This is a genomic window from Cellvibrio fibrivorans (assembly GCF_031457055.1).
Taxonomy (GTDB): Bacteria; Pseudomonadota; Gammaproteobacteria; order Pseudomonadales; family Cellvibrionaceae; genus Cellvibrio; species Cellvibrio fibrivorans.
The window spans coordinates 166,650-191,075 of the sequence record NZ_JAVDVX010000006.1 but is presented as its reverse complement, the minus strand read 5'-3'; the positions used below and the strand labels follow the sequence as shown (position 1 = coordinate 191,075).

Genomic DNA, 24,426 nt, shown 5'->3' with positions numbered 1-24,426 from the left:
GAATAGATCGATAAAAGGGGGATTTAATCATCCTGATGGTTTTTGAGAATCTGGCCGTTAGTCGCATCCAACTCCAGATCCCACTCAACACCCTGTGCATCAACTACTTCCAGTTGATAAACATAGCGGCCCCATTCGTTTTCCAGCTCAGTTTCGCGGATTACACCACCGGGATGTTGCGCCAGTGCCAGTTCGTTGAGTTTCTCAAACGATTGGATAGTACCAGAATCACGCAGTTTCAGCGCCTCATCCGGCCCCAGGTCACGCGCTTGTGCGCTAACGGCAAGGCTAATAAGGCTGGCGATTAATAAGTATTTATGGGTAGTTTTCATGGTAAAGCTCCTGCAGCGGTGAATGAATAAAGTGTGTTTCAACGCTGATCAGATTAAATAGGTCCGCTTAAACCAAACTTAATTTACCCCCGAGCTATTTAACAGGGCTGTGAGATAAGTGCATTGACGCCTAAATCGGGCTTGTAGATACTGCGTGGGGTGCTATTGCAATGGCCAATAGCACCACTTTTACTCTGCAAGCCCTAGGGCTACGAATACCCGGTAGTGATAAAGACCTGATGCATCGTACACAGGGGGCAGGGAATTCAGGCTGTTTGATTTACAGGTGCAACTTTTCACTGGGTTGTAACCATAAATGAACGTGGAAATAAATATTAATTTTGAATGGAACCCAGGATGAATCATTTTTTACGCTATGTTATGGCTAGGCTGCTTTTTTTATTTTGTCTTATTACCCTTCCCGTTCAAGCCAGTATTTCATTAAGCGAATATGGCGCATTGCCCAGTGTTGGTATGGTCGCCATTTCGCCCAACGGGGATTTGGTGGCTTTTCGCAAAGTAACTGGCGATCAAGATGCTGTCTATGTTGTATCCATAAAAGACAAAAAGCTGGTTTTTGCACTGGATGTTTCCAAAATACAACCGGGAGGCATTTACTTTTTTAATGATGAGCAACTGTTTTTGCGTGTATCGCAATACACCAGAGTTAAAGGCTTTAGAGGCAAATTTGACCTAAGCACAGCGTTTGTTTTGAATATCAAGGATAAGAAAATTCGTCAGCTGTTAATTCCGGGGGATAAAATTCTGGCCGGGCAAAGTGGATTGGGCCATGTGGTGGGCATTACTCCCGACGGCCAGTATGCACTTATGCCTGCTTATTCCCAAATTGATAACCATTTTCCAAAACCCAATTATTCGTTATACAAGGTGAGCCTTAAACGGAACCATATAAAGCCCGAGCAGGGCGGGAGTTACCATACAGATGATTTTTTTGTAAACCGCGAAGGCAAGGCGATCGTTCAGGAGGAATACGATGAGCGCAATAATGAGCATAAAGTGCTCGCGCTTAATAACGGTAAGTGGATAGAAATTTTCAAAGAAATAACTGCCGTAAAAAATAGATCCTTTGTCGGACTGACAGCAGATTATCAATCACTGGTAATGTTAACCGATGATGAAAAAACTGGCCGTACCAGCTATTACACTATGAGCCTGAAAGATGGTGCCATCACTGGACCTTTGTTGGGGCGTGATGATGCTGATATTGGAAGCGTCATAACCGATATGCAGCGTGTAGTTTACGGTGTTCGCTATTCTGGCTTCACTCCTTCTTATCATTTTTTTGATGCCAAAGTCGATGCAAAAATAAAAGCTATTCAAAAAGACTTTCCCGATCAGGCAGTGTGGTTAATTGATTGGACTCCCGATTGGCAAAAAGTGGTGGTGCGCGTTGAGGGGTCAGACTACCCGGAAGATTATTTTTTGTTTGACAGCGCTAATCAGGCCAGCTTTTTAACATCAGGACGCCCTGCATTTAAACCGCAAGATATTCACTTGATTGGCAAGTCCATTTATACAGCGCGCGATGGTTTAAAAATTCCTACCTTGCTCACCATTCCGCGCAGCAAGGCAGGCTCACTTAAAAATTTACCGGCAGTGATTTATCCACATGGCGGCCCGGCATCTTACGACACTGTTGGTTTTGATTATTTTGCACAGGCACTTGCCGCACAGGGTTATTTGGTGATCCAGCCTCAATTTCGCGGTTCAACCGGTTTTGGTACGGCACACTATACTGCCGGGCATGGCGAGTGGGGCAAGAAGATGCAGGACGACTTGACCGATGCAGTGAATTTTTTTACCAGCAAAGGTATGGTTGATCCTAAACGTGTTTGTATTGTTGGAGCAAGTTACGGTGGTTACGCCGCCTTGGCGGGTGGTGCATTTACACCAGAGTTGTACAAGTGCGTAGTCTCGATCAATGGTATTGGCGATCTCAATGCTATGCTCGCGTGGGATAAAAATCAGCACGGCAGCAGCAGTGAAGTAGCCGATTACATGGCGATGCAGTTTGCCAATGGCGATGTGGACAAAAAAGCCTTGGAGAAAATGTCACCAGAAACCTATGCCGGCAATTTTACTGCACCGGTACTGTTAGTTTATTCCGCTGATGACAAACGTGTTCCACCCAAACAATCCGAACAAATGTTAAAGGCACTAAAAAAACAACAAAAACTGGCAACTGCGCTTGAACTTAAAGGTGAAAACCACCACTTGCTCGAAGGCGAAACCCGCACCCAAGCGCTAGAGGCAACGGTGAATTTTGTTCGCCAACACTTGCAATAATCCAATCGCCATAAGCGCACCCTAAACCGGTGCGCGTTTTAACCCGCTGAATCTTTTAACAATCCCGCACAAAATTTCACAACTCTCCCGCCGCGATATTTCTATACTCGCGCCCCATCAGGGTTGTGCTCGTCCGTAGCAAGCCGCAACCCGCCTTACTGATGCGGTATCCCTTATGAATAGCTCCCTCGCGGCACAGCGTCCACTCAAAGTCGTGCATTTTGTCACCGGGGGTTTTACCGGTTCCACCAAAGTCGCCATCGACTTGATTCGCGCGGTGAAGAACAATCCTGCCTTTTCTTCTATGTTGGTGCTGCGCAAAAAATCGTCCACCGATCAAGCGCGCGTCAACCAACTTCAGGCTGAAGGTATTTCACTCAAACTGGTTGCAGGTTGGTCGCACCTGGCAACCATTGTCGAATTAGTGCGTATCTGCCGAGAGTACCAACCGGATATTCTCGTCACCCACGGTTTTAGTGAACATCTCTGGGGTAGATATGCGGGTTTGATCGCGCGGGTTCCGCATTTAATTCATGTCGAACACAATTCACGCGAGCGCTATACGCCACTGCGTTTATTACAAGCGCGCTGGCTTGCGCATTACACCGATAAAATTATTGGCTGCTCTGAGGGGGTGCGGTCGCGTTTGCTGGAATTGGGTTTTCCCGCACACAAAATTATGGCGATCAATAACGGTATCCAGTTATCAGATTACGCTAACGCCGATGCAGTTCCACTCACTGAACGCATCCCCGGCATTATCATGCCCGCGCGATTTGCCAAACAAAAAGACCATGAGACATTAATCCGTGCAGTTGCGCTCTTGCGCGATAAAAATATTATCGCGCCGGTATTGTTTGCCGGTGCGGGCAACAAACGCCATATCGCCAAAGCCAAAAAATTGGTAGATGAGTTGCAACTCAATGGACAGATTCACTTTGCCGGTCACTGCGGCAACTTGCCTTTTTTATTGATGCGCCACCAAATTTGCGTGCTGAGCACACGCTACGAAGGCATGCCACTCGCGCTGGCTGAAGGCATGGCGGCTGGTTGTGCGGTGATAGGTTCTGCCGTGATTGGTGTGCAGGAAATGATTATCCACGGTAGCGATGGCCTATTGGTAAAAGCCCAATGCGCTTACGCCATGGCCGATGCGATAGAGATTCTGTTACACAATTCAACCTACGCACAAATTTTGGCACAGCAAGGGCGCCAGCGCGCACTCGCTGAATTCTCTCTCGATCGTATGGCACAGGCTTACGAACAGCTATTTTCGGATTTGCAACAAACTGCTCTTCCGGCGCTGCCCGAACAATTGCTGCTGGAAAATTAATTCACTGTAAATAGAACCCTGATCGTAAAGGTGTAATTGATTGTGATCCACACGCCCAAACCTTGGCTCAGTATTTTAATTCCGGTGTACAACGTTGAAGCTTATCTGCGCGAATGCCTTGAGTCGGTGGTACAGCAAATAGCACCCGGTGTGGAAATTATTGTGCTTGATGATTGTTCTACCGATAGCTCACATCAATTGCTAAAAGAATTCGCTGAAGATTCTATCGTTCCTATAACGATTCTGCGCCACGAATACAATCGCGGTTTAAGCGCAGCGCGCAATACCCTGCTCGACAACGCACGTGGAGATTACGTCTGGTTTCTGGATTCCGATGATGCACTTCATCCGGGAGCGATTGCCGAACTGCAACAGATCACCCGCCAGTATTTACCCGATTTGGTACTGTGCGATTTCCGTGTCTGGCGCGAACAGCAGCGTTGGAAGCATTTGTGGCGTGGCGAAAATCACACGGCGACATTTTCTGGATCAAAACAAAAACTGCTCACTGATCCGCTCAAATTATTTGAGGGTATTTATAAAGAGCGCAATTTGCATATCTGGTCAAAAATTTCCAAGCGCTCGCTCTGGGGCACAGATTTGCGTTTCCCTGAAGGGCGCGTAATGGAAGATATGGTGGTCACACCGCGCCTCGCACTGCGCGTGCAAACTTATTTTTATCAACCGAGTGTATGGGTCGCTTATCGCCAGCGCGAGGGCAGTATTCTCGCCAGCTCCAGTCAGAAAAAAATCGACGATATGTCGATCGCCTGCGCTGGAGTCCTGGATTTGTGGTTACAACACTATCCACAGTTATCCCGCCGCGCGCGCTTTTACTTCAGTTATTTTTGTGTGAAAACCCACATCTGCGTCGCGCGCGATATGCGCAGTTTGCACAAGAATCCCGCACCGGATTTAAGCGTTTATCGCGCGCGTTTTTTTGAACATATCGGGTGGGGCAAACGCGAACTCTTCAGGGAATATCTCAAACGTGGCTGGTTATTGCGCCTGAAGCGTTTTGTACAGGAGTACTGAGGCCAATTACCAATCGTTTTCCGGTAAATGGCTGCGGGTGTTATCATGCGCACAATCCCAGCCCAGACCCCGAGCGCCGATGAAAATACCCAAACGCTTACAGCCATTAGTTGACGATGGCTTGATCGATGAAGTCCTGTTCCAGTTGATGAGCGGCAAAGAGGCGCAAGTCTTTGTGGTGCGCGCCAACGATGAAATCCGCTGCGCCAAAGTCTATAAAGAAGCCAACAAACGCAGCTTTAAACAGGCCGTGCAGTATCAAGAGGGGCGCACCGTGCGCAACTCGCGCCGCGCCCGCGCCATGTCTAAAGGCACTCGCTACGGCCAAAAAGAAGCAGAAGATGCCTGGCTGAATGCCGAAGTCGATGCTCTCTACCGCCTCGCCGAAGCGGGTGTACGCGTACCTACGCCCTTCTGGTTTTTGGAGGGTGTGTTGGTGATGGAGCTGGTGGTCGATGAAGACGGCGATCCGGCACCGCGCCTGGATGATGTCGCTTTTGACCCGGACACCGCGCGCGAATACCACGCGCAGATGATGATGGAAATCGTGCGCATGCTCTGCGCCGGTTTAGTCCACGGTGACTTGTCGGAATTCAACGTACTGGTTGATCACAGCGGCCCAGTGGTTATCGATTTACCGCAAGCCGTGAATGCCGCCGGTAACAACAACGCCAAAATGATGCTCACGCGCGACGTGAATAATATGCGCGACTATTTCGGCCAATACGCGCCGGATTTATTGGTCACCCATTACGCCGAAGAAATTTGGCATTTGTTCGAACACGGCAACCTGCACCCGAATGTTAAACTCACCGGCGAATTTGCCGAGAGCAACGTCGATGCCGATATCGCCACCATGATGCGCATCATCGAACACGCCAAAGCCGAAGAAGAAGACCGCAAAGAGCGCGAACGCATGGCGCGGGATGGGGAATTTTAAGAACACACCGCAATACCGCACTGGCGATAATCGTATCGCCAGTGTTCCCGCAAGATTTACAACATCACCCCACCCGACACCTCAATGCGCTGCGCGTTGATCCAGCGATTACACTCGCATAAAAGCTCCCTTAACTATTTTTAATCAGCCGTCTGATCAATGCCCTCAAACTAATAATTTGCATCTACGTAAGTCTTCGTATATATTTTACGAAGACTTACGTAGTTCGAACTATTTACCTTTCACTGGAGCAAGCTATGACTACACCGACCCCCGCCGAACTGGAAATTTTGCACGTGCTGTGGCAATGCGGTGAAGCCAAAGTCCAGGTGGTGAATGACAAGCTCAGCGAAAGTAAACCGGTTGGCTATACCACTACCTTAAAAACCATGCAGATCATGGAGCAGAAAGGTTTATTGGGGCGCAAAAAAGATGGCAAGAGCCACATCTATTTTCCACAGATTGCGCAGGCCGACACCCAAAGCTCCATGCTCGATAAACTACTGCAGAGTGCATTTGGCGGTTCCAAATCCCAACTGGTGATGCAACTGCTTGGCAATAAAAAAGTATCCAAAAAGGAGTTAGACGAGATCAAAACATTTCTCGACAATCTGGAGAAATAATCATGCAAACCATTTCGCACATCTTACGACAAGACTGGATTAATTCGCTCGGTTGGACGCTGCTACATTCACTATGGCAATACGCCATTATTGCTGCAAGTTGCGCGCTGTTATTATTGTTTACCAAACATTTTTCCGCTAATACACGCTACCTGATTGCACTTGGCAGCCTGATATTAAGTGCGCTTATTAGCGCGATCACTTTCTATAATTATCAGCAAGCCAGTGCAGAAATTATCATGCGGCCGGTACAGCCGGTTGCTGCGATACCGTTTCTTGCAGAGAAAAACCTATTTAGTCTGGTAAATTTTATCAATGAACATATCAATAGCCTTGTCATTATCTGGCTGTGTGGATTTTTAGTCTACAGCTTAAAAACACTATTGGATTATCGTTACTGCCAGCTTATTAAAAATCAGCACATCACTTCCACACCGGAACAATGGCAATCCCTATTCGCGACGCTTGCTGCCAAAGTGGGCGTTAACCCAAACATCGAATTGCGCATTTCAACAATGGCCATTACTCCCTGTGTCATTGGCTATTTCAAACCGGTGATACTACTTCCTATAAGTGTGCTAATGGGTATGAATCAACAGCAAATAGAAGTAATTTTGCTCCATGAGCTTGCCCATGCGCGCCGTCAGGATTATGCGATCGGACTGGTGCAAACCATTATCAAAACTCTATTCTTTTTTAATCCATTTTTACATTGGATTTCCCATAAAATTGACAAGGAGCGTGAACATGCTTGTGATGATATTGCGGTAGCAATTAGTAAAGACCCACTTCTATTCGCCAACACATTGAAGGAATTTGCAAATATGAATATCAATCAAAGATCTGCTATGAACATCACTGGTAACAAATTATTATTAACCCGCATTACTCGTCTTTTTAACAAAAAACAGCGAGCCACAAAATCCCGGTACAGTTTGGTAGCAAGTTTGCTGATTATATTTTCTAGTGTAGTGATCACGGTGTGTGCCCACGCCAAACCGGAAAATGAAAAAACAATATCGCTCAATGTTGCTGAGGTAGCAGCGCAAGATGTGATGCGCGAAGTCAATAAAAAATGTGGCAGCAATGAAACTCTGGTCGCAAACGCAAATGAGAAAGTCACCTTGGTGCTTGAAGATATATCCTGTAAGCAAGCCATCCAACTGTTGAAGGATTTTTCCGAAGGAACAGCAGGCGCGGAGCCAGCGAAACAATAACGTCATAACCAAGAAATGCATAAGACCATTATGCATTTCTTGTGCATCAGGATTTACAACATCATCCCACCCGACACCTCAATGCGCTGCGCGTTAATCCAGCGATTATTCTCGGATACCAGCGACGCAATCATCGGGCCTATATCGTCGGCAACGCCCACTCTCCCTAATGCGGTTTGTGCGGCAATCATTTGGTTTAGCTGATCGTTATCGCGTACCACACCACCGCCAAAATCGGTTTCGATTGCGCCCGGTGCCACAACATTCACGGCAATTCCACGCGCGCCCAACTCTTTTGCCATATAGCGGCTCAACACTTCAATGCCACCTTTCATCGCCGCGTAAGCGGCGTAGCCAGGAAAACTAAAGCGGGCGAGGCCGGTGGACATATTCACAATGCGACCGCCATCTTTAATCAGCGGCAACAATTTTTGCGTGAGAAAAAAAGTGCCTTTCAGGTGGATATTGACCAGCAGATCAAATTGTTCTTCCGTTGTTTCCGCAAAGCTCGCGTGAATGCCGATACCCGCGTTATTGATTAAAAAATCGAAACTGTCGCGCTGCCATTTTGACGATAAAAGCGCGCCTAACTGATCAGCAAAGGCCGCAAAGTTTTTGCTATTGCCCACATCCAATTGCAACGCGGCTGCCTGTACACCCAATGCCTGCACTTCAGCCACTACCGCTTCTGCTTCGGCCTGCCTACTGTTGTAGGTGAAGATGACATCGACACCTTGTTTAGCCAGTGCCAATACGGTGTTTTTGCCCAAACCACGGCTGCCGCCGGTAACCAATGCAATCTTGTTCATATCTGCCTCGTAGCGTTATAAATCGTTTCAAAAGGGAAATCTGTTGACGAGGCCAGTCTATTGCCTAGATATTTTTCGATAAACATGCAAATACCGATTAGACTGTTTGGATAATCCGAACAATAGATGGGACTTATGAATCGATTAGACGCCATGCAAAGTTTTGTGCGGGTGGCCGAGCTCGCCAGTTTTACCAAGGCGGCCGATAGCCTCGGCCTGCCCAAAGCGAGTGTCTCCACCTCGATACAGCAGTTGGAAAGCATGCTGAATACACGCCTGTTGCACCGCACCACGCGCAAGGTGCAACTGACGCAAGACGGCCAGGTGTATTACGAGCGCTGCAAAGATTTATTGGCCGATATGGACGAACTGGAAGGGTTGTTCCAGCAAGGCGCAAGTAATTTAACCGGGCGCCTGCGCGTGGATATGCCCAGCAATATGGCCAAGATGCGGGTGATTCCGCGCCTGCCTGAATTACTGGCGCAACACCCGCAACTGCAGGTGGAAATCAGCAGCACAGATCGGCGCGTGGATGTTATCCGCGAGGGATTTGATTGTGTGGTTCGCGTGGGCAAACTCAGCGACTCATCGCTGATCGCGCGGCCACTCGGAAAATTGGAATTGCTCAACTGTGTCAGCCCTGACTACATCGCACAGTTTGGTACACCGCAAACATTGGATGATTTAGCTAATCACCAACTGGTTCACTATGTCACCACGCTTGGCAGCAAATCGCCCGGATTCGAATACACTGACCAGGGTGACGTAAAATTTATTGCGATGACGGGCAACATTACGGTGAATAATTCCGATGCTTACAGCGCTGCCTGTATCGCAGGATTCGGTATCGCGCAAATCCCACGTATAGGTGTACAGGATTATTTGGCACAGGGAAAGTTGGTCGAAGTATTAAAAAATTATCGCGCGGAGTCCATGCCAGTTTCACTTATTTATCCCAATCGCCGCAACCTCTCGCGCCGTGTGCAGGTATTTATGGATTGGATCGCAACGCTCATGACCGATTATGTGGATATACAATAATGACGGTAAATGTCTGCCCCAAATGCCGTTACCAACGGCAAACAATTGATCATAATATCCACCCGGATATCTGCCCCAGTTGCGGCATTGTGTACAGCAAATTTATTGCAAAACACTCGCCAGAAAATCCAGTGCATGATTCTGAACCTGAAGCAGAATCATTTATCGATAGGGAAGAAGTCATAACCTTGCGCCAGCAATTAGTTGCCGCTTTTCTTTACATACCTGAACGCATTGACGCAGGTGCATTCTGGGCTCGGGTCGCCTGCCTTATCGCTTTCGCCATTTGGGGTGGCTATTTTATTACTGGCGGAGTTGATTGGGAAAAAATCGGCAGCTCGTTTATGCACAATATCAACCTGCCTTTTCACGAATTCGGCCATATTTTATTTATGCCGTTCGGTGAATTCATGATGATCTTGGGGGGTAGTTTATTTCAGGTGTTATTGCCCTTCGCGTTAATGTGCGTATTTGTGTTTAAACAGCGCGATACATTTGCCGGCAGCATTACGCTCTGGTGGTGCGGGCAAAGTTTTATCGATGTTTCACCCTATATCGCCGATGCCGAATATCGCGCACTGCCCTTAGTGGGTGGCGGCGGCGAAGAATCGCATGATTGGGGTAATTTGTTGACCATGATGGATGCGTTGGATAACACCCAAACAATTGCGAATTGCAGTTTTGGAATTGGGGCAATGTTAATTATTGTGGCACTAGTATGGGGCGGATGGATTCTTAAACTTCAGCAGAAAAATATTGTTCCTATTTAGGATTGATTGAATTGAAGTGGCAATTCAATACTGGCACAACAGCCACCTGCATTCTGATTGCTAAGGGTGAGGCGCCCATTATGCGCCTCAATGATTTGGCGGCATAGTACAAGGCCAATGCCTGACCCTTGTTTTTTGGTGCTGTAAAAAGGCACGAATAAATTATCCGGATTACTAATGCCGCTGCCTTGGTCACAGATGTCCAATTTGAAAAACTGACGGCTAACAGCCCAGCGAATCGCAATGGTGCTGCCGGGATTGTTGGGATTGGCGAGTGCAGTTGATTCAACGGCATTCTTGATCAGGTTTATCAACACTTGTTCAAACTGCACCGGGTCGAGCTGCAGAATAAAATCGCGCTCGGCTTCTATGGTTATGGGTTGGTGATTAAACAGGGCAACAATTTTTTCAACCAGCGGGCGAATCGATAGCGGTTGGGTTTGCGGTTCAGGTAATTTGGCGAGTTGTTTATAACTATCCACAAATTGGCTCAGGCCCTTGGCGCGCTCGCTAATAATCCCCAGTCCTTCACGCAAATTGCCGATCACATCGGCATACTGTGCATCGCGCTCAAGCAAGCGTTGTAGGGTTTGGCTAATTGAGGCAATGGGTGAAAGTGAGTTGTTGATTTCATGGCTGATGACCCGCACCAGATCTTGCCAGGCTTTGCGTTCTTCGCTGCGCAACAGCGTGCGGATATCGGTAATAAATAACAATTTGTGCTGTTTACCGTCCTCGCGGAATTCTTCCACGTACACATTAAATCGCCCCTGCTGATAACCGAGCGATAATTCCACTACCTGATGGCAGCCGCTGGTAAGCTCTTGCACAAACGCGAGCTGTTGCAACAATTCCCGATTGGTGAGCGAATTTTTTAACTGCAACAAATTTTCAGCCGCCGGATTTAAAAAGCGGATTTGGTTGTCCTGGTTAAGCGCGATGATCGCGACATCAATATGCTCAATGATCGTGCGCAATAACAACTGGCTTTCAACCGATTCCCAGCGCTGTTGGCTCAGGCGTTTAGCCAAACCGTTAATCGCACCCACCAATTCATCCAGGGCACTATTGTTTTGGTCAGTGCGGGCGCGCAGGGTGTAATCGCCCTGAATCAAAGCCTCTAATAAATTACTGATGCTGCGAAATTGGTAGGACAGTTTTTGGTAGACAGAATAACAACTGAACAAAATCACCAAGCCGCCGATTAAACCGGTCAACAAAATTAACCATATCGAAATATTGGCGAGTACCATCACCCATAGTAATAACAGCAGCAATGGCAGTGAGGCCAGCAGCACCAGGCGAATTAAATGAGCCTCAAATGGACGGCGTTTATGCATATCAGATTTTTAATTTTTCCAGTCGGCGATAAAACGCACTGCGGCTAAACCCGAGTGAGTCGGCCGCTTTAACTGCATCGCCATTAAAATAGGCCAACCGCTGAGCAATAATGTCCATTTCGATTTCTTCCATAACCCGCAAATCCTGCGTTGCAGATTGATTTTGCATTGGTGTTGCCACGAGTGTTTGTTCCGCATTAGCTAAACCAAGATCATGCATATGAATACGCTCACCTTTACACAAAATCTGCGCGCGTTCCATAACATGGCCCAGCTCGCGCACATTGCCCGGCCATGGATAAGCTTTCAGTGCAGCTTCCGCCTCTGGTGCTATAGCCAGCGGCGCGCGCGCATACTTAGTTGCGGCCTTGGCGAGAAATGCAGTGGCCAGCGGAATAATATCCTCAACGCGTTTGCGCAGGGGCGGGATTTCTATTTCCACGGTATTGATACGATAGAGCAAATCTTTGCGGAATTTCCCTTCGCTGGCCGCTGCGTTTAAATCGCAATTGGTGGCGGTGATTAAACGGAAATTGGTGTGTTGGGTTTTGCTGGAACCGACTTTTTCAAATTGCTTTTCTTCCAGCACGCGCAACAATTTTCCCTGCTGTGAATAGGGCGTGTTGGCAATTTCATCGAGAAACAGCGTGCCTTCATCGGCCAATTCAAAACGGCCAATGCGGGTTGCCTTGGCGTCGGTAAATGAACCTTTTACATGGCCAAACATTTCGCTTTCAAACAGCGATTCAGTTACCGCGCCCATATTTACCGAAATCAGCGCTGCATCACTGCGTCCGGAGAGTTGATGCAGGTAGCGTGCAAACAAACTTTTACCAGTGCCATTTTCACCGGTGAAGATAACACTGGCATCGCTGCCTGCCACATGCTGGATAGTATTCAGCACATTCATGGTGAGTGCAGATCTGGCCACTATCGCACCATTGAGATTGGCCTCCTCACGCAGCAATTGATTTTGTTGCAACAATTTTTGCGTTTGTTTTTCGGCATCGGCCAATTTACTTTGGTTATTGATAATGGTCAGCAGCCGATCATTTTCCCAGGGCTTCTGGATAAAATCATTGGCACCTTTTTTTATAGCACTGACCGCGACTTCGATAGTGCCCCAGCCAGTCATCACCACTATCGGCACCAGCTCATCCATGGCGCGAATGGCGCTGATCAGTTTCAACCCTTCATCGCCCGAGGTGGTATCAGCTGAGTAATTTAAATCCATCAAAATGCAGCGAATGTCTTCGTGGCTAAGCACCGCCAACGCCTGCTCCGGTGAGCTGGTCGCAATGGGCGCAAAACCTTCCGAGCGCAACAACATAGTTAATGCGGAAAGGATGCCCTCGTCATCATCGACTACCAGAATTGTTTTTTTCATTCGGTTCCCGGGTTTTTACAAGGGTTGTATTAGTTTGCCTTTATACCCGCTTCAAAGCGTTTGGCAAATTCGGGATTCTTTGCGTAGTCTTCCGTTTGAATTTGTTTAACCAGCAACGCGTATTTGGCTTCATTGCCATTGGCTTTGTAAGCCTGTGCCAGACTCCAGCTTGACCAAAAATAATGTTGATCGTGCGGGTTGTTGTTTTTCTGTTTATATTCTTCCATTAATTCAATGCTGCGCCGGATATCCTGCTTTTCAGCCAACAGGATTTCCCCTAACTGCAACAGGCTGTCGTTAACATACCATTTGTTTTCCAATGTTGCAGGTTTGTTGCGCAGCGACTCATACAAGGGCATGGCATGTGCCAGCTGATTTTTGTCCCGATAAAAACGCGCCAGCTCATATTGATTGCGTGCCGATTGGAATTGTTGTTGGCTTAACTTATCTGCCAATGCCATAGCGGCATCAGATTTTCCCTCTTTCTCTAATAGAAATACACGATAGATATTGGCATCTTCGGGTGAGAGTTTATCCAGACGCGCCAGCAATTCATCGCCTTTTTTACTTGATCCGCAGGCAAAACCGGGCGCTTCAAAATAAAAGCGCATGGCGGATGCCAGAGCATGGGTATTCTCGGGGAATTGTTGTACCGCCGCTTCATAGTGCGCAATACATTTTTTCGCCAAACCCAAAGCCGAAAACATGGATGACTGCTGCGCCTGATTGCAATAGATATCACCCGCTAACACAATTTCTTCCGCCGTATTTGGCTCCAGTTTAAGTACCGCTTCGATATGTTCAACCGCTGCTTCAACTCGTCCCGTGTCTACCGCAATTCTACTCAAGTAAATCAATGAATCATTTTTTTGCACTGGATTGGCTAGCTGTTGGCTGAAGTAATCTTCTGCCTCCTGATAGCGCCCCTGGCTGAAAGCCACCACACCAGGATTGTCTGCTACGCTAAGAGTGCTTTCATTAGCCTGTACATACATTGCGCTAGAGATAGTTAAGACCATTAGCATTAAATGTGCTGACATTAAACGACAAAAAATTTGGAATGCATATTGTTGTTTCATTGTGAAATTATTCCTTTGCTGTGATATTACAAACGCGGCTGTTGGGACATTTCTTTACGCAGTTGATTCACCGGCACACCGAAATATTTATCTCATTCATAGCGCAAGGCATCACCGGGCTCCAGTTGTAACGCACGCTTGGTTGGCAGATAAGTGGCAAGGATTACCACCCCGGCAACAACACTCACCATAATTGTTGTAACCAGGATTAAATCTGCTGCTGCGATACCGATTACATGTGCCATGGCAAACGCCATGGCACAACCTGCAGCAGCACCCGGTATGCCGCCCCACAATAATTGTTTGCCGCCCGTCCATAAAAATTGCCGTGTGATTTGTTCGTCCTGCGCGCCCAGTGCGCGTTTTACGCCAATCTCTTGCGTGCGCTGGCTAATGGTGTTGGACATAACACCGTAAATTCCCGTTGCCGCAAGCACCACTGCCGCCAATCCAAAGATCATAAAAATCGTGCTGATAAAACGTATAGGCGCGCCATTGCGTTTCTTTTTGGTGGCGTAGTCTTCAATCTGGAACAGCGGCAATTCGGGGTCAATTGCGGCCACGGCATTGCGCAGTGTGCGCACAGTGGTGGCGCGATCGGTTTTCATTTCTACGGCGATAGTGAAATCACTTTTTGGTGTCTGGCTAAATGGCCGGAATACCGTCGGCATTTTTCCCGATGCGTTATTGGCATCGCCATAGAGTGTGTGATTCACCACACCAATAATAGTTAGCAATTGGTCAGCATGCCCGACGGCATCCACTACCCGCAGGCGTTTACCGAGCGCGGAATCATTGGGAAAATGTGCGGCAGCAAAACTGTCGGTGACAATGACTGATTTTTTTTCCACGCCTTCATCGCTGTTATCAAAATAGCGCCCCGCTTTTAATTCCACACCGAGTTTGGCAAGTGTACCGGGCGTAACCATAATGTAATTTACTTTTGGATAGGCATTATTCTGCACCTGCGAATATTCTTTTCCCTCCAGTGCGATGCGCGGAGTCCAACCCCAGTCGGCGGGAAACATAGACGCAATCATCACTTTGCCAATGCCAGGGCTGTTTTCCAATTGCGCTACCAAGGCATTAATAAATTGGATTTTTTGCTCAGGTGTCTGGTACTGAACCTCTCTAAGCAAGGTGCGCGCCGTGAGCAGGTTATCGCTCTTCACACCAAAATCGGCGAAGGTAGCGCGGTAGGCACCCACCACCATAGTGGCTGCGGCAATCAATATCGTCATTGATAAAAAAATTTCACTGATCACCAATATCCGGTTGAGGCGGCCCGATTTTTTCCCTAGTGCACCGCGCGTTCCATCGCGCAATGCTGCATTAAAATCGGCGCCGGAATTTTTCCAGGCCGGCAATAATCCGGTGGCTAGAATGGTCGCCAGCACAAAACCGAAAAATATTTTTAGCGTGAAAGCATCTATCCCAAAGTGCCACCAAAATGCGGGCTTATCGGTAAAAAACGTCTCTACTGTTGCAGCGGCCACTTCCAACCCCCAAGCCATCACCAGCAAACCGATCAAGCCACCGAGGCTGCAGATAATGGCGCTCTCCCACAACATTTGGCTGATTAACCGCCCGCGCGGTGCGCCCAGTGCAACGCGAATGGCCGTTTCTTTATTGCGCTCTATCGCACGCGAATACAACAGGTTGCCCACATTAATGGAGGCCAACAGCAAAATTAAGATGGCCGCAATTTGCATGGAGTAAACCACTTCAATCCCATCGCGCTCGGCGCCGCGCTGGAATGCATTGATAAAAACGCCCAGGCCTTTATTGGTTTCGGGGTGGCGCACCGCAATGCGCTGCATAATCATATCCAGCTGGCGATTAATATCGTCCTGCGCACTATTTTTTTGCAACAGCGCAATTGCTTCCAGTTTATCGCCTTTACCGCGCGCAATTGCATTGGGGGTAAGGCGCAGTGGCAGCCAGAGATCAGTGTTATCAGGAAACCAATAACCCTGCGGCATCACACCAATTACTTTGTGGGTTTTACCGTCGATACGCAGTGTTTGGTCAATAATATTTTCATCGCCGCCAAACTGCGTGCGCCAGACTTCATAACCTATTACTACTACAGCTTCCGCACCTTGCTGATTATCCTGCGTATTAAACTCGCGCCCGAACAGTGGCGCAGTGCGCGACAATTGAAAAATACTGGGGTCGGTTTTTGCCGCGCGATAACGCCGTGCACCATCGCGCCCGATTGCGTTGACATTCATTTCTTTGTAAGCGCCAAATAATTCCACGCCCTTTAAATTGGATGCGATCTCGGCGTAATCGTGCAGGTCAACACCATCACTGGCCTCAACACCATCCTGAGTGATGTGAAAGCGCACCAACCGATCGCTGTCTTTAAAGGGCAGGTCTTTAAATAACATGGTGTTGAACATGGAAAATAAAAACACACTTAAACCCACACCCACGGCCATCACCAGTGTGGTTAATAAGGTGAACCCCGGTTTTTTTGCCAATAGCCGCAGTGCGTATTGAATATCCTTAATCATTGTCATGATCAGACCTGCCCGCGTTTTACAGTTTTATCGGACACGACACGGCCATCGAGCACATCAATTTTGCGCTGGCTGCGCTCGGCCGAGCGCGGGTCGTGGGTTACCATACAAATGGTCGCTCCTTCCGCGTGTAATTTATCGAGCAGATCCATCACTGCCTCGGCATTTTTGGTATCCAGGTTTCCGGTGGGTTCGTCGGCCAACAAAATAGAAGGGCGCCCGGCGATAGCGCGCGCAACCGCGACACGCTGTTGTTGCCCGCCCGATAGTTGCGCGGGATAGTGTTTGCTGCGGTGCGCCATATCCACTTTTGCCAGTGCCTCTTTCACCAATTGTTTGCGCTGGGTTTTATTCAGATCGCTGCGATAGGTGAGCGGCAGCTCCACATTTTCTTCCACATCCAAATCGCTGATTAAATTAAACGATTGGAAAATAAAACCTATTTCCTGGTTGCGGATACGCGCCCGCTCGCGCTTGGGAATATTGGATACATCCTGGTTGGCAAGTTTATATTTGCCGCTGCTCGCCGTATCCAATAACCCCAGCAGCGACAGCAGTGTGGATTTTCCGCAACCGGAAGGCCCGGAGATAGACACATACTCGCCTTTATTAATGGTCAGCGAAATATCGCTCAGCGCATGGGTTGCCACTTCTTCAGTCAAAAATATTTTTTGCAGGTTTTCCAAAGTGATCAAGGTGTTATTCATGGCTGGTGCCCGCCGGTAAATTTGAAGGAGTTAGAAGAGAATCCGTGTTAGCTGCTGTAATTTGCTTATTGTCTTTGCTCTGACCGAATACCAGCCATTTGCGCCGCAGCTTACGCGCAATGGGTTTTTCAATCAGATAGGTGCTGATAATGCCCAGTGCAATAGCGCCCACCAATGCCCAGAAAAATTGATGCTGGCCCGCCTCGGGATTAAACATAATAAAGGCGCCGCACATCATCAACACAAAATTTTGCCAGATAAAAATGGAAAAGCCGGTCTCTCCGAGAAAGCCCGTACCGGGCAATGAAAACAACCGCGCAGCAATTCCCCTTCCGCGCGCGAGATCGACAATAATGACCATATAGAGCGGCATCATCAGCCCGTGGCGCAAGAAAAATTTAAACGGCTCCTCAATCTGCTGGGCGCATGCAAAAACGACCACGGCCAGTAATGCCAGATCACCCCAGGCGAACCAGCTACCAGAAGCAGGATCACTCGTATTAGCGGCGCGCGAAAAATTAAATACTCTGGTCAACAAAATACCGGCAATAAAATGCGCTAACCAAAATAGCGGTGTAGAGCCAATAAAAATTTTCCAAAATTGCGGCGCCTCGGTGCCGGCGGGAAAATACAACGCGTAAATACCGGTAGGTAGTAGCGAAATAAACGGCAGTGCACACAAGAGTTGAATGGATGCACGACGCGATAATGTTGCCAGCCGGGGTAACAGAAATGGCATAACGGCGTAGAGAAATACCAGTGCCGAAATCGTCCAGGTTGGCCACGACCAAATGGGCACAAAATCCGGATACCATGCCTGTGTTAAGGTCAGTGTCGTAAGGCCGCTGGCCACCAATAACCACGGGCTAGTACCTAGCGATAGTTGATAGGCCGTTGTCATGAGCAAGGTAATCAACATCAGTATTAAATGGATGGGATAAATGCGGATCGCACGCGCCAACCAAAATGTTTTTTTGGGAATACTCAATTGCCCATCCTCGCCCCAATACAAATAAGCAAGGATAAATCCCGAGAGCAAAAAGAAAAAACTGGTCGACATCCAGCCATTGGCTATGGCAGTAAATAGCGGCGCGGGTAAATCATTCATACCGCGCAGCAAGTTTTCCATACCCGGTTCTTTTTTCATATCAAACAGAACCCAGAGATGAAAACAAAAAATATGGAGGATCGCTACAAAGCGTATACCTGTGAGCGCAGGCAGATGGGGCCCGTGCTGTTTCGGACGAATATCATGGGGGTTGCTGGTCATATTTAACTTCCTTTAAATAAATGGAACCGATTTATCTCGATTTATTAATTAATACGCAATTTTTCGTAACTGCTAAAACGGGTGGGATCAGAAATAATAATGTTATCGCCCGGTAAGAGGCCTTCAATAATTTCAATATGGTTGGCCGATCCCTGCCCGAGGCGTACGGCAACCCGCTCAAAAAAATGACCGTCGTTGCTTAATTTATAGAGCAGGGTTTTGCTTTGGCTTTGCACAAAGAGCGGGCGCGCAACGTAAAGGGTATCGGCAATTTCAGTAATTTTTATTTCGCCATCGACACTCAAATCAGGTCGTGCGTCATCGGGCAGCGCTTGCGTCAAAACCACATCCACTTGTACATTGCCATTGATAACCGCCGGGTCAACGCGCGCAACCTGGCCTTCAATTTTATTGTTGCGGGTATCGATAATAACGCGCTGCCCCAGCGCTACTTCGCGAATATTTAGCTCGGGGATTTGCAGCTCGGCAATCAGCGAATCTTGCTGCGCCAGCTTGGCAATATTATCGCCCATCATTACCCGCTGGCCGGACACCAGTGGCAATTCCAACACAACGCTGTCCATACTCGCTTCAATGCGTAAATCATTTACCTGCTGCTGGATAATCGCCACGCGCTGTTTGTGTTGGTTCAAACGCGCCTTGTGCGCATTGCGCTGCGCAGTTAACGACTCTTCCATTTTGCCAAGCTGTTGTTGGTGCGTTTGCAAACGCTGTTGGGATTGATCCATGGCGAGGCGGGTGCGGTTGTAATCCAAACGGGAGACAGCACCGGTTTTAATCAGATCAGCGCGCGCCGTAAACTCCAGCTGGCTGGTTTCATAATCGAGTTGTGCATTGAGCAGATCGGATTTTTGTTGTTGCAGGCTGGATGCCAAGGCAACATCGGCTGCGGTAAGCTCTGCTTCCAGCGCCGCTAATTCCCATTGCGCTTCCGCGAGTTGCTGAATCAATCGTGGATTATTTAACTCCACAATCAAATCACCTTTTTTCACGCTGTGCCCAGGTTTCACCGCGCGCTTTACCAATGTGCCTTCTACATTCGCAGACAGCCACTCGATATTGTCTGGCACCAGCACACCGGTGCCTCGTACCGATACGGTAAATTTTCCGCGTTTGACTTCATCAAACACCAGGGTATCGGCATCGACACTCATATCGGCCTGAGCGAGATACCACAAATAGTAAATGGCAGAGATAACAATCAGCGCCGCTAACGCCAGTAGCAAATTGCGTTTACGCAGGCGCGGCTTTTTTCGCTCGATACTGACGTCCATTGCTTTTCCGTTTTTAATATTGATAAAACGGATATAGCAGCTTCCATGCCATTTTTTAAGTGACTGTTTTTTCTACATTATTTATTTTTTGTCGCGGAGCAATCCCGAAATCGGGAGGCGAGCCTGTAACACCAATCCCGATATCGGGACTCGGAATCATTCAAATGAGCGATATAAAAAATATGTTATTTACTTCCTAAAAATTCCACGAGTGATTGATCAGTTTTACCTAACAACCGTTGTGGAAACCATTGCAAACTCTGCTCGCTCTTAATGGCAGGAATACGTTGTTCAGGTGTGATAAAAATTATTCTTTCATTATTTTTATCGATGCTGTGTTTGGCAACATCAAAGGTAAAGGTGTAATAGGGTTCAACCCCCATGCGTAAATCCGCGATACTGATCACCCCGTTTTGTTGTTCCATTTTGAAATAACCGTGACTAAACCAGGCGATGCGGTTAACTTCCCAATTGCTCCTGACCACTTGGTAAATTTCCTGACCGCGCGGGTATTCCACAAAACGAATTTCGGTATCACTATCGAGCAACGAATAAAAACTTTCGGCATAGCCTTCGGGGGTAATAGCCACAACACGCCATAACAAACTATTAAAAGGCGCTGCTGTCACCAGTCGTTGTTGCACTGACAAACCTTGCGCTGCGAGGGATTTATCGGCGAGCGTGCCAACATAAAATTGCATCGCAAGACCCCACAGTAAATACACACTGCTAGCTGCAAGGCCAAATGTGTTCCAGCGCAATCCGGCTAGTTGTTTGCGCGCAAGCGCTATGCCCGTGCCGATTAACAGCGGTAAGGTATAGAGCGGATCGATGACAAATACGCTGCCAATACCAAAGGGATAATCGCTAAACGGCAGCGCGAGCTGGGTACCGTAGATCGTCATGGTATCAAGTAGCGGGTGAGTAACTAGTACCAGCCATACGGCGAGCCACCAGTATTTAAATAAATGCATTTCACGCGCGAGCTTCGCGGTAATCCATGCAAACAAAGGCGCGACCAAGGTGAGGTAAAACAGCGCGTGGCTTTCTGTGCGATGTAGTGTCATATCGCGTATTGGATCGCCGTGCTTAATCAGCACATCCAGATCGGGCAAGGTGCCCACTACCGCGCCCATGACTGCCGCTTTCCAGAGCGCCGTTTTGCGCCCCATCACCGCAACACCCACCGCAGCGCCCAACGCAATTTGTGAAAGTGAGTCCATTTTATTCCTCGTATTCCGCTGCGCGGATCACCGCTAAAAATTCATCGCCAAAACGTTTTAATTTGCTATCGCCCACGCCGGTAATGCTGCGCAGTTGTTCCGGTGTGAGCGGGCGGAACTCCAGCATTTCGCGCAAAGTGGCATCGTGGAAAATAACATAGGGCGGCACACCCTGTTCTTCAGCGAGACGTTTACGGCAGGAGCGCAATGCATTCCATAAGCCTTGATCTTCCGCTTCGATATTCTGGCCAAGGTTTGCACGGCGCGGTGTATTGGCAACGGCCTTAAGCTCGCGACGCAAACTGATTTTTTCTTCTCCGCGCAAGTACGTACGGCAGGATTCATTTAATACCAAGCCGCCAAAACCATCGACATTCACATCGAGCAAGCCGCGTGCAACCAATTGGCGGAAAATCGATTTCCACTCATCTGCACTTACATTTTTGCCGATGCCGTAAGTGGTTAATTTGTGATGATCAAACGACAGGATTTTTTCATTGTTGCTGCCGCGCAACACATCGATTACATGCCCAGCGCCAAAACGCTGGCCGGTACGATACACACAGGAGAGTGCCATTTGCACTGCCTCGGTCGCATCCCACGTCTGCGGCGGCGAAATGCAGCAGTCGCAATTACCGCAGGGCTGCGCGAGCGTATCGCCAAAATAGCGCAATAAACTCTGGCGACGGCAACTGGTAATTTCACACAAGCCGAGCATCGCATTTAAACGCTGCTGTTCATTGCGTTTAAATTCTTCACTGCCTTCGCTCTGCGCCATCATCTGCCGCAGTTTTACGACGTCCTCCAAACCATAAAGCAGTAACGTTGTGGCCGGTTCACCATCGCGCCCTGCGCGACCGGTTTCCTGATAATAGGCTTCAATACTTTTAGGCAGATCCAAGTGCGCCACAAAACGCACATCGGGTTTATCGATGCCCATCCCAAACGCGATAGTCGCCACCATAATGATGTTGTCTTCGCGTAAAAACCGCTCCTGGTTTTTTTGGCGCACATTGGCAGGCAAGCCAGCGTGATAGGGCAGCGCGGTAAAATTTTCACTGCTCAACCACTCGGCGATCTGCTCCACTTTATTGCGCGACAGGCAATACACAATGCCGGAATTGCCCGCTTGCTCCTCGCGCAAGAAACGCATCAACTGGATTTTGGGATTATTCTTTTGCGCGATACGGTATTGGATGTTCGGGCGATCAAAACCATTGATAAATTGCTGCGCATTTTCAAGTTGCAGGCGCGCGATAATTTCATCGCGCGTGCGCACATCCGCGGTTGCCGTTAAGGCAATGCGCGGCACCTGTGGAAATTCGCGGTGCAGCAATTCCAGCTTTAAATAATCGGAGCGGAAATCGTGCCCCCATTGCGATACGCAGTGGGCTTCATCAATCGCAAACAGGGAAATTTTTATTTGGTGAAATAGTTCCAGGGTGCGCGGCTGGATCAATCGCTCGGGCGCAACGTAGAGCATATCCAATTCGCCACGCCGCAAAGCTAATTCGGTTTGCCACATTTCTTGCGGTGAAAGCGACGAATTTAAAAACCCGGCGCGCACCCCCAATTCACGCAGCGCACTCACTTGGTCTTGCATAAGCGCAATCAATGGCGATACCACAATGCCTACACCCTCGCGCACCAGTGCAGGAATTTGGTAACACAGGGATTTACCGCCACCGGTCGGCATAAGCACCAGAGCATCGTCACCAGCAACCAAAGCATCAATCACTGCTGCTTGCGGGCCGCGAAATTCGTGGTAGCCGAAGACGGTATTTAAAATAGAGAGGGGAGTTTTCATTTAATTGTGCAGTCCTTTTGCCCGGAGTCCCGATACAGATTTCAAACACGTTAAAACAGTATTAATTGGCATTGCTAACCTTTGATCGAAATGATGCGTACATTCATCAAAAGAGCGATTTTTCAGTAAATTGATGAATATATCCATCAATTTATGGGAGGAATTTAGCAGAAAAAAGTGCAGCCTGAAAAAGCTCAGCCGCACTGGAAGATCCCTGCAGGCGGGTTGGCCTAGTTTTTCAGGGTTTTATTAAGGAAGCTGATGATGTCATCCATGGGCCAGAGTGCGTCTTTATTGAAACAGCTGCCCACCCAGTTGCAGCCATTGTCCAGATAGGCGTGGGTTTTGTTGGGGTAGACCTTGTATTCCACCGGTTGTTTGCCCGCTTTGAGCAGATCCACATAGTGCTGCGCCGCTTTGGGCGGGGTGGTGGTATCCATGCTGCCCACGTGCACAAATTGCGGCGGCAGTTTGTATTCGCTCGCCTTGGGGACGAAATAAATTGGCGATACCGCTTTGTAGCGCTCAGGGTTGTCATTCACATTAAACGCATTGCTAAACAGGCCGCGCGCCTCGGCCTTGCCGAATTTCCAAAATACGTTGTTGGGCGATTCAAATCCGCCTTTGGCAGCTTCATACAGATCAAAGGCACCGTAGCTCACCACAGCAGCCTGTACTTTTAATCCATCCTCCTGTGCGATTTGTTCGGCGGTTTTGCCTGCGGGCAGATAGCTGGGGTTGAAGCCCAAACTGTTACCGGCAAAGCCATCACTTTCAAGCTGACGCCCGCGCGTAAGAATCATGGTAGTGAGATGGCCGCCCGCGCTATCGCCGGTAATTGCCACACGTGTTGGGTCACCGCTGTATTGCGCAATATTCTCTTTCACCCAGAGCAGGCCACCGAACACATCTTCAATAATCTGGTTCATGGTCACACTGTTGTTTTGGTCGCCGAGCAATCGGTAATTCATATTGGCGACCACAAATTCACCCTCGCGCGCGACCTTGGTGGCCATGTCATTCATGATCGAATTGTTATTCACCAGCCAACCGCCGCCGTGATAAATGACCAGCACCGGATAGGATTTTTTACCGGTTTGCGGCACATAAATATCGAGTGTGAGAGGGAAGTTATCGGGTTTGGCGAATTGGATTGCCTTATGGACGTTGACCTCGGGCGCCGCGCCATCGGCTTGTGCGAACAGCGTGCAGCAGCTCAGGGTCAGGGTGATTAACAGCGTGATAGTTGTGCGCATGGAGATCTCTCTGTAGTAGTGAGTTATTGTGATGTGGAGTTTTGTTGTAATCAGAGCATAGATGCCGCGAGCCTGCGGCGGAAGTGATAAGCGTCAGCAGTTTTGATGTTGCTGTGTAGGATGGAAAATT

The 24,426-nt window shown here is 48.4% G+C and carries 20 protein-coding genes; 8 read left to right on the top strand and 12 right to left on the bottom strand.

What is annotated here, in order from left to right; genetic code table 11:
• Positions 1 to 23: 23 nt before the first annotated feature.
• Positions 24 to 332: a PepSY domain-containing protein gene (locus J2X05_RS16205; RefSeq protein WP_310074424.1), complete on the bottom strand. Its 309-nt coding sequence runs from the start codon at positions 330 to 332 to the stop codon at positions 24 to 26.
• A 357-nt stretch (positions 333 to 689) separates the two neighbouring features.
• On the opposite strand from J2X05_RS16205, the gene J2X05_RS16200 reads away from it, so the two are divergent.
• The 6 genes from J2X05_RS16200 to J2X05_RS16175 all read left to right on the top strand — a co-directional run bounded on the left by J2X05_RS16200 (position 690) and on the right by J2X05_RS16175 (position 7,787).
• Entirely contained in the window at positions 690 to 2,639 is a 1,950-nt protein-coding gene (locus tag J2X05_RS16200; protein ID WP_310074421.1) for an alpha/beta hydrolase family protein, read from the top strand.
• Between the two features lie 175 nt (positions 2,640 to 2,814).
• A complete protein-coding gene (locus J2X05_RS16195; RefSeq protein ID WP_310074418.1) occupies positions 2,815 to 3,972 on the top strand; it encodes a glycosyltransferase in 1,158 nt (385 codons plus the stop codon).
• A 42-nt stretch (positions 3,973 to 4,014) separates the two neighbouring features.
• Complete coding sequence (locus J2X05_RS16190; RefSeq protein ID WP_310074415.1) at positions 4,015 to 5,007, top strand: glycosyltransferase family 2 protein; 993 nt, start codon at positions 4,015 to 4,017, stop codon at positions 5,005 to 5,007.
• A gap of 79 nt (positions 5,008 to 5,086) precedes the next feature.
• Positions 5,087 to 5,947, top strand: a complete 861-nt coding sequence (locus tag J2X05_RS16185; protein WP_310074413.1) for a PA4780 family RIO1-like protein kinase — start codon at positions 5,087 to 5,089, stop codon at positions 5,945 to 5,947.
• A gap of 257 nt (positions 5,948 to 6,204) precedes the next feature.
• Positions 6,205 to 6,570, top strand: a complete 366-nt coding sequence (locus J2X05_RS16180; protein WP_310074410.1) for a BlaI/MecI/CopY family transcriptional regulator — start codon at positions 6,205 to 6,207, stop codon at positions 6,568 to 6,570.
• Between the two features lie 2 nt (positions 6,571 to 6,572).
• Entirely contained in the window at positions 6,573 to 7,787 is a 1,215-nt protein-coding gene (locus J2X05_RS16175; RefSeq protein ID WP_310074408.1) for a M56 family metallopeptidase, read from the top strand.
• 53 nt (positions 7,788 to 7,840) lie between these two features.
• Here the strand turns inward: J2X05_RS16175 and J2X05_RS16170 are convergent, their stop codons facing one another.
• On the bottom strand, positions 7,841 to 8,596 hold the full coding sequence (locus J2X05_RS16170) for an SDR family NAD(P)-dependent oxidoreductase (protein WP_310074406.1): 756 nt from the start codon (positions 8,594 to 8,596) through the stop codon (positions 7,841 to 7,843).
• A 135-nt stretch (positions 8,597 to 8,731) separates the two neighbouring features.
• Between J2X05_RS16170 and J2X05_RS16165 the strand changes: the two genes are divergently transcribed.
• Together J2X05_RS16165 and J2X05_RS16160 are read left to right on the top strand one after the other, a co-directional pair.
• Complete coding sequence (locus tag J2X05_RS16165) at positions 8,732 to 9,637, top strand: LysR family transcriptional regulator (RefSeq protein ID WP_310074403.1); 906 nt, start codon at positions 8,732 to 8,734, stop codon at positions 9,635 to 9,637.
• Positions 9,637 to 10,407 carry a hypothetical protein gene (locus tag J2X05_RS16160; protein WP_310074400.1) on the top strand — a complete coding sequence of 257 codons (771 nt, stop codon included), beginning with the start codon at positions 9,637 to 9,639 and terminating at the stop codon, positions 10,405 to 10,407. The genes J2X05_RS16165 and J2X05_RS16160 overlap by 1 nt, the downstream gene beginning before the upstream one ends.
• Here the strand turns inward: J2X05_RS16160 and J2X05_RS16155 are convergent.
• From J2X05_RS16155 to J2X05_RS16110, 10 genes are all read right to left on the bottom strand, one after another.
• Positions 10,404 to 11,747, bottom strand: a complete 1,344-nt coding sequence (locus J2X05_RS16155) for a sensor histidine kinase (RefSeq protein ID WP_310074397.1) — start codon at positions 11,745 to 11,747, stop codon at positions 10,404 to 10,406. The genes J2X05_RS16160 and J2X05_RS16155 overlap by 4 nt on opposite strands.
• A gap of 1 nt (position 11,748) precedes the next feature.
• A complete protein-coding gene (locus tag J2X05_RS16150) occupies positions 11,749 to 13,134 on the bottom strand; it encodes a sigma-54-dependent transcriptional regulator (RefSeq protein WP_310074393.1) in 1,386 nt (461 codons plus the stop codon).
• A gap of 29 nt (positions 13,135 to 13,163) precedes the next feature.
• Positions 13,164 to 14,159 carry a tetratricopeptide repeat protein gene (locus J2X05_RS16145; RefSeq protein ID WP_310074390.1) on the bottom strand — a complete coding sequence of 332 codons (996 nt, stop codon included), beginning with the start codon at positions 14,157 to 14,159 and terminating at the stop codon, positions 13,164 to 13,166.
• Between the two features lie 146 nt (positions 14,160 to 14,305).
• Positions 14,306 to 16,738: an ADOP family duplicated permease gene (locus J2X05_RS16140; RefSeq protein ID WP_310074387.1), complete on the bottom strand. Its 2,433-nt coding sequence runs from the start codon at positions 16,736 to 16,738 to the stop codon at positions 14,306 to 14,308.
• Positions 16,739 to 16,740: 2 nt separating this feature from the next.
• Positions 16,741 to 17,445: an ABC transporter ATP-binding protein gene (locus J2X05_RS16135; protein ID WP_310074384.1), complete on the bottom strand. Its 705-nt coding sequence runs from the start codon at positions 17,443 to 17,445 to the stop codon at positions 16,741 to 16,743.
• On the bottom strand, positions 17,438 to 18,715 hold the full coding sequence (locus tag J2X05_RS16130; RefSeq protein ID WP_310074381.1) for an acyltransferase family protein: 1,278 nt from the start codon (positions 18,713 to 18,715) through the stop codon (positions 17,438 to 17,440). Before J2X05_RS16130 ends, J2X05_RS16135 begins: the two co-directional genes overlap by 8 nt.
• Positions 18,716 to 18,759: 44 nt before the next feature.
• On the bottom strand, positions 18,760 to 20,010 hold the full coding sequence (locus tag J2X05_RS16125; protein ID WP_310074379.1) for an efflux RND transporter periplasmic adaptor subunit: 1,251 nt from the start codon (positions 20,008 to 20,010) through the stop codon (positions 18,760 to 18,762).
• A 185-nt stretch (positions 20,011 to 20,195) separates the two neighbouring features.
• Positions 20,196 to 21,233, bottom strand: a complete 1,038-nt coding sequence (locus J2X05_RS16120; RefSeq protein ID WP_310074377.1) for a metal-dependent hydrolase — start codon at positions 21,231 to 21,233, stop codon at positions 20,196 to 20,198.
• Between the two features lies 1 nt (position 21,234).
• Positions 21,235 to 23,040, bottom strand: coding sequence for a DNA helicase RecQ (gene recQ, locus J2X05_RS16115; protein ID WP_310074374.1), 1,806 nt, complete (start codon positions 23,038 to 23,040; stop codon positions 21,235 to 21,237).
• A gap of 230 nt (positions 23,041 to 23,270) precedes the next feature.
• Positions 23,271 to 24,296, bottom strand: coding sequence for an alpha/beta hydrolase (locus J2X05_RS16110; protein ID WP_310074372.1), 1,026 nt, complete (start codon positions 24,294 to 24,296; stop codon positions 23,271 to 23,273).
• Between the last annotated feature and the right edge of the window lie 130 nt (positions 24,297 to 24,426).

Coding starts and splice junctions, on each gene's coding strand:
- J2X05_RS16175 (WP_310074408.1), top strand. CDS start 6,573: ATGCAAACCATTTCGCACATCTTACGACAAGACTGGATTAATTCGCTC.
- J2X05_RS16130 (WP_310074381.1), bottom strand. CDS start 18,715: ATGACCAGCAACCCCCATGATATTCGTCCGAAACAGCACGGGCCCCAT.
- J2X05_RS16205 (WP_310074424.1), bottom strand. CDS start 332: ATGAAAACTACCCATAAATACTTATTAATCGCCAGCCTTATTAGCCTT.
- J2X05_RS16135 (WP_310074384.1), bottom strand. CDS start 17,445: ATGAATAACACCTTGATCACTTTGGAAAACCTGCAAAAAATATTTTTG.
- J2X05_RS16185 (WP_310074413.1), top strand. CDS start 5,087: ATGAAAATACCCAAACGCTTACAGCCATTAGTTGACGATGGCTTGATC.
- J2X05_RS16120 (WP_310074377.1), bottom strand. CDS start 21,233: ATGGACTCACTTTCACAAATTGCGTTGGGCGCTGCGGTGGGTGTTGCG.
- J2X05_RS16180 (WP_310074410.1), top strand. CDS start 6,205: ATGACTACACCGACCCCCGCCGAACTGGAAATTTTGCACGTGCTGTGG.
- J2X05_RS16155 (WP_310074397.1), bottom strand. CDS start 11,747: ATGCATAAACGCCGTCCATTTGAGGCTCATTTAATTCGCCTGGTGCTG.
- recQ (WP_310074374.1), bottom strand. CDS start 23,040: ATGAAAACTCCCCTCTCTATTTTAAATACCGTCTTCGGCTACCACGAA.
- J2X05_RS16170 (WP_310074406.1), bottom strand. CDS start 8,596: ATGAACAAGATTGCATTGGTTACCGGCGGCAGCCGTGGTTTGGGCAAA.
- J2X05_RS16195 (WP_310074418.1), top strand. CDS start 2,815: ATGAATAGCTCCCTCGCGGCACAGCGTCCACTCAAAGTCGTGCATTTT.
- J2X05_RS16200 (WP_310074421.1), top strand. CDS start 690: ATGAATCATTTTTTACGCTATGTTATGGCTAGGCTGCTTTTTTTATTT.
- J2X05_RS16125 (WP_310074379.1), bottom strand. CDS start 20,010: ATGGACGTCAGTATCGAGCGAAAAAAGCCGCGCCTGCGTAAACGCAAT.
- J2X05_RS16145 (WP_310074390.1), bottom strand. CDS start 14,159: ATGCTAATGGTCTTAACTATCTCTAGCGCAATGTATGTACAGGCTAAT.
- J2X05_RS16110 (WP_310074372.1), bottom strand. CDS start 24,296: ATGCGCACAACTATCACGCTGTTAATCACCCTGACCCTGAGCTGCTGC.
- J2X05_RS16160 (WP_310074400.1), top strand. CDS start 9,637: ATGACGGTAAATGTCTGCCCCAAATGCCGTTACCAACGGCAAACAATT.
- J2X05_RS16140 (WP_310074387.1), bottom strand. CDS start 16,738: ATGACAATGATTAAGGATATTCAATACGCACTGCGGCTATTGGCAAAA.
- J2X05_RS16165 (WP_310074403.1), top strand. CDS start 8,732: ATGAATCGATTAGACGCCATGCAAAGTTTTGTGCGGGTGGCCGAGCTC.
- J2X05_RS16150 (WP_310074393.1), bottom strand. CDS start 13,134: ATGAAAAAAACAATTCTGGTAGTCGATGATGACGAGGGCATCCTTTCC.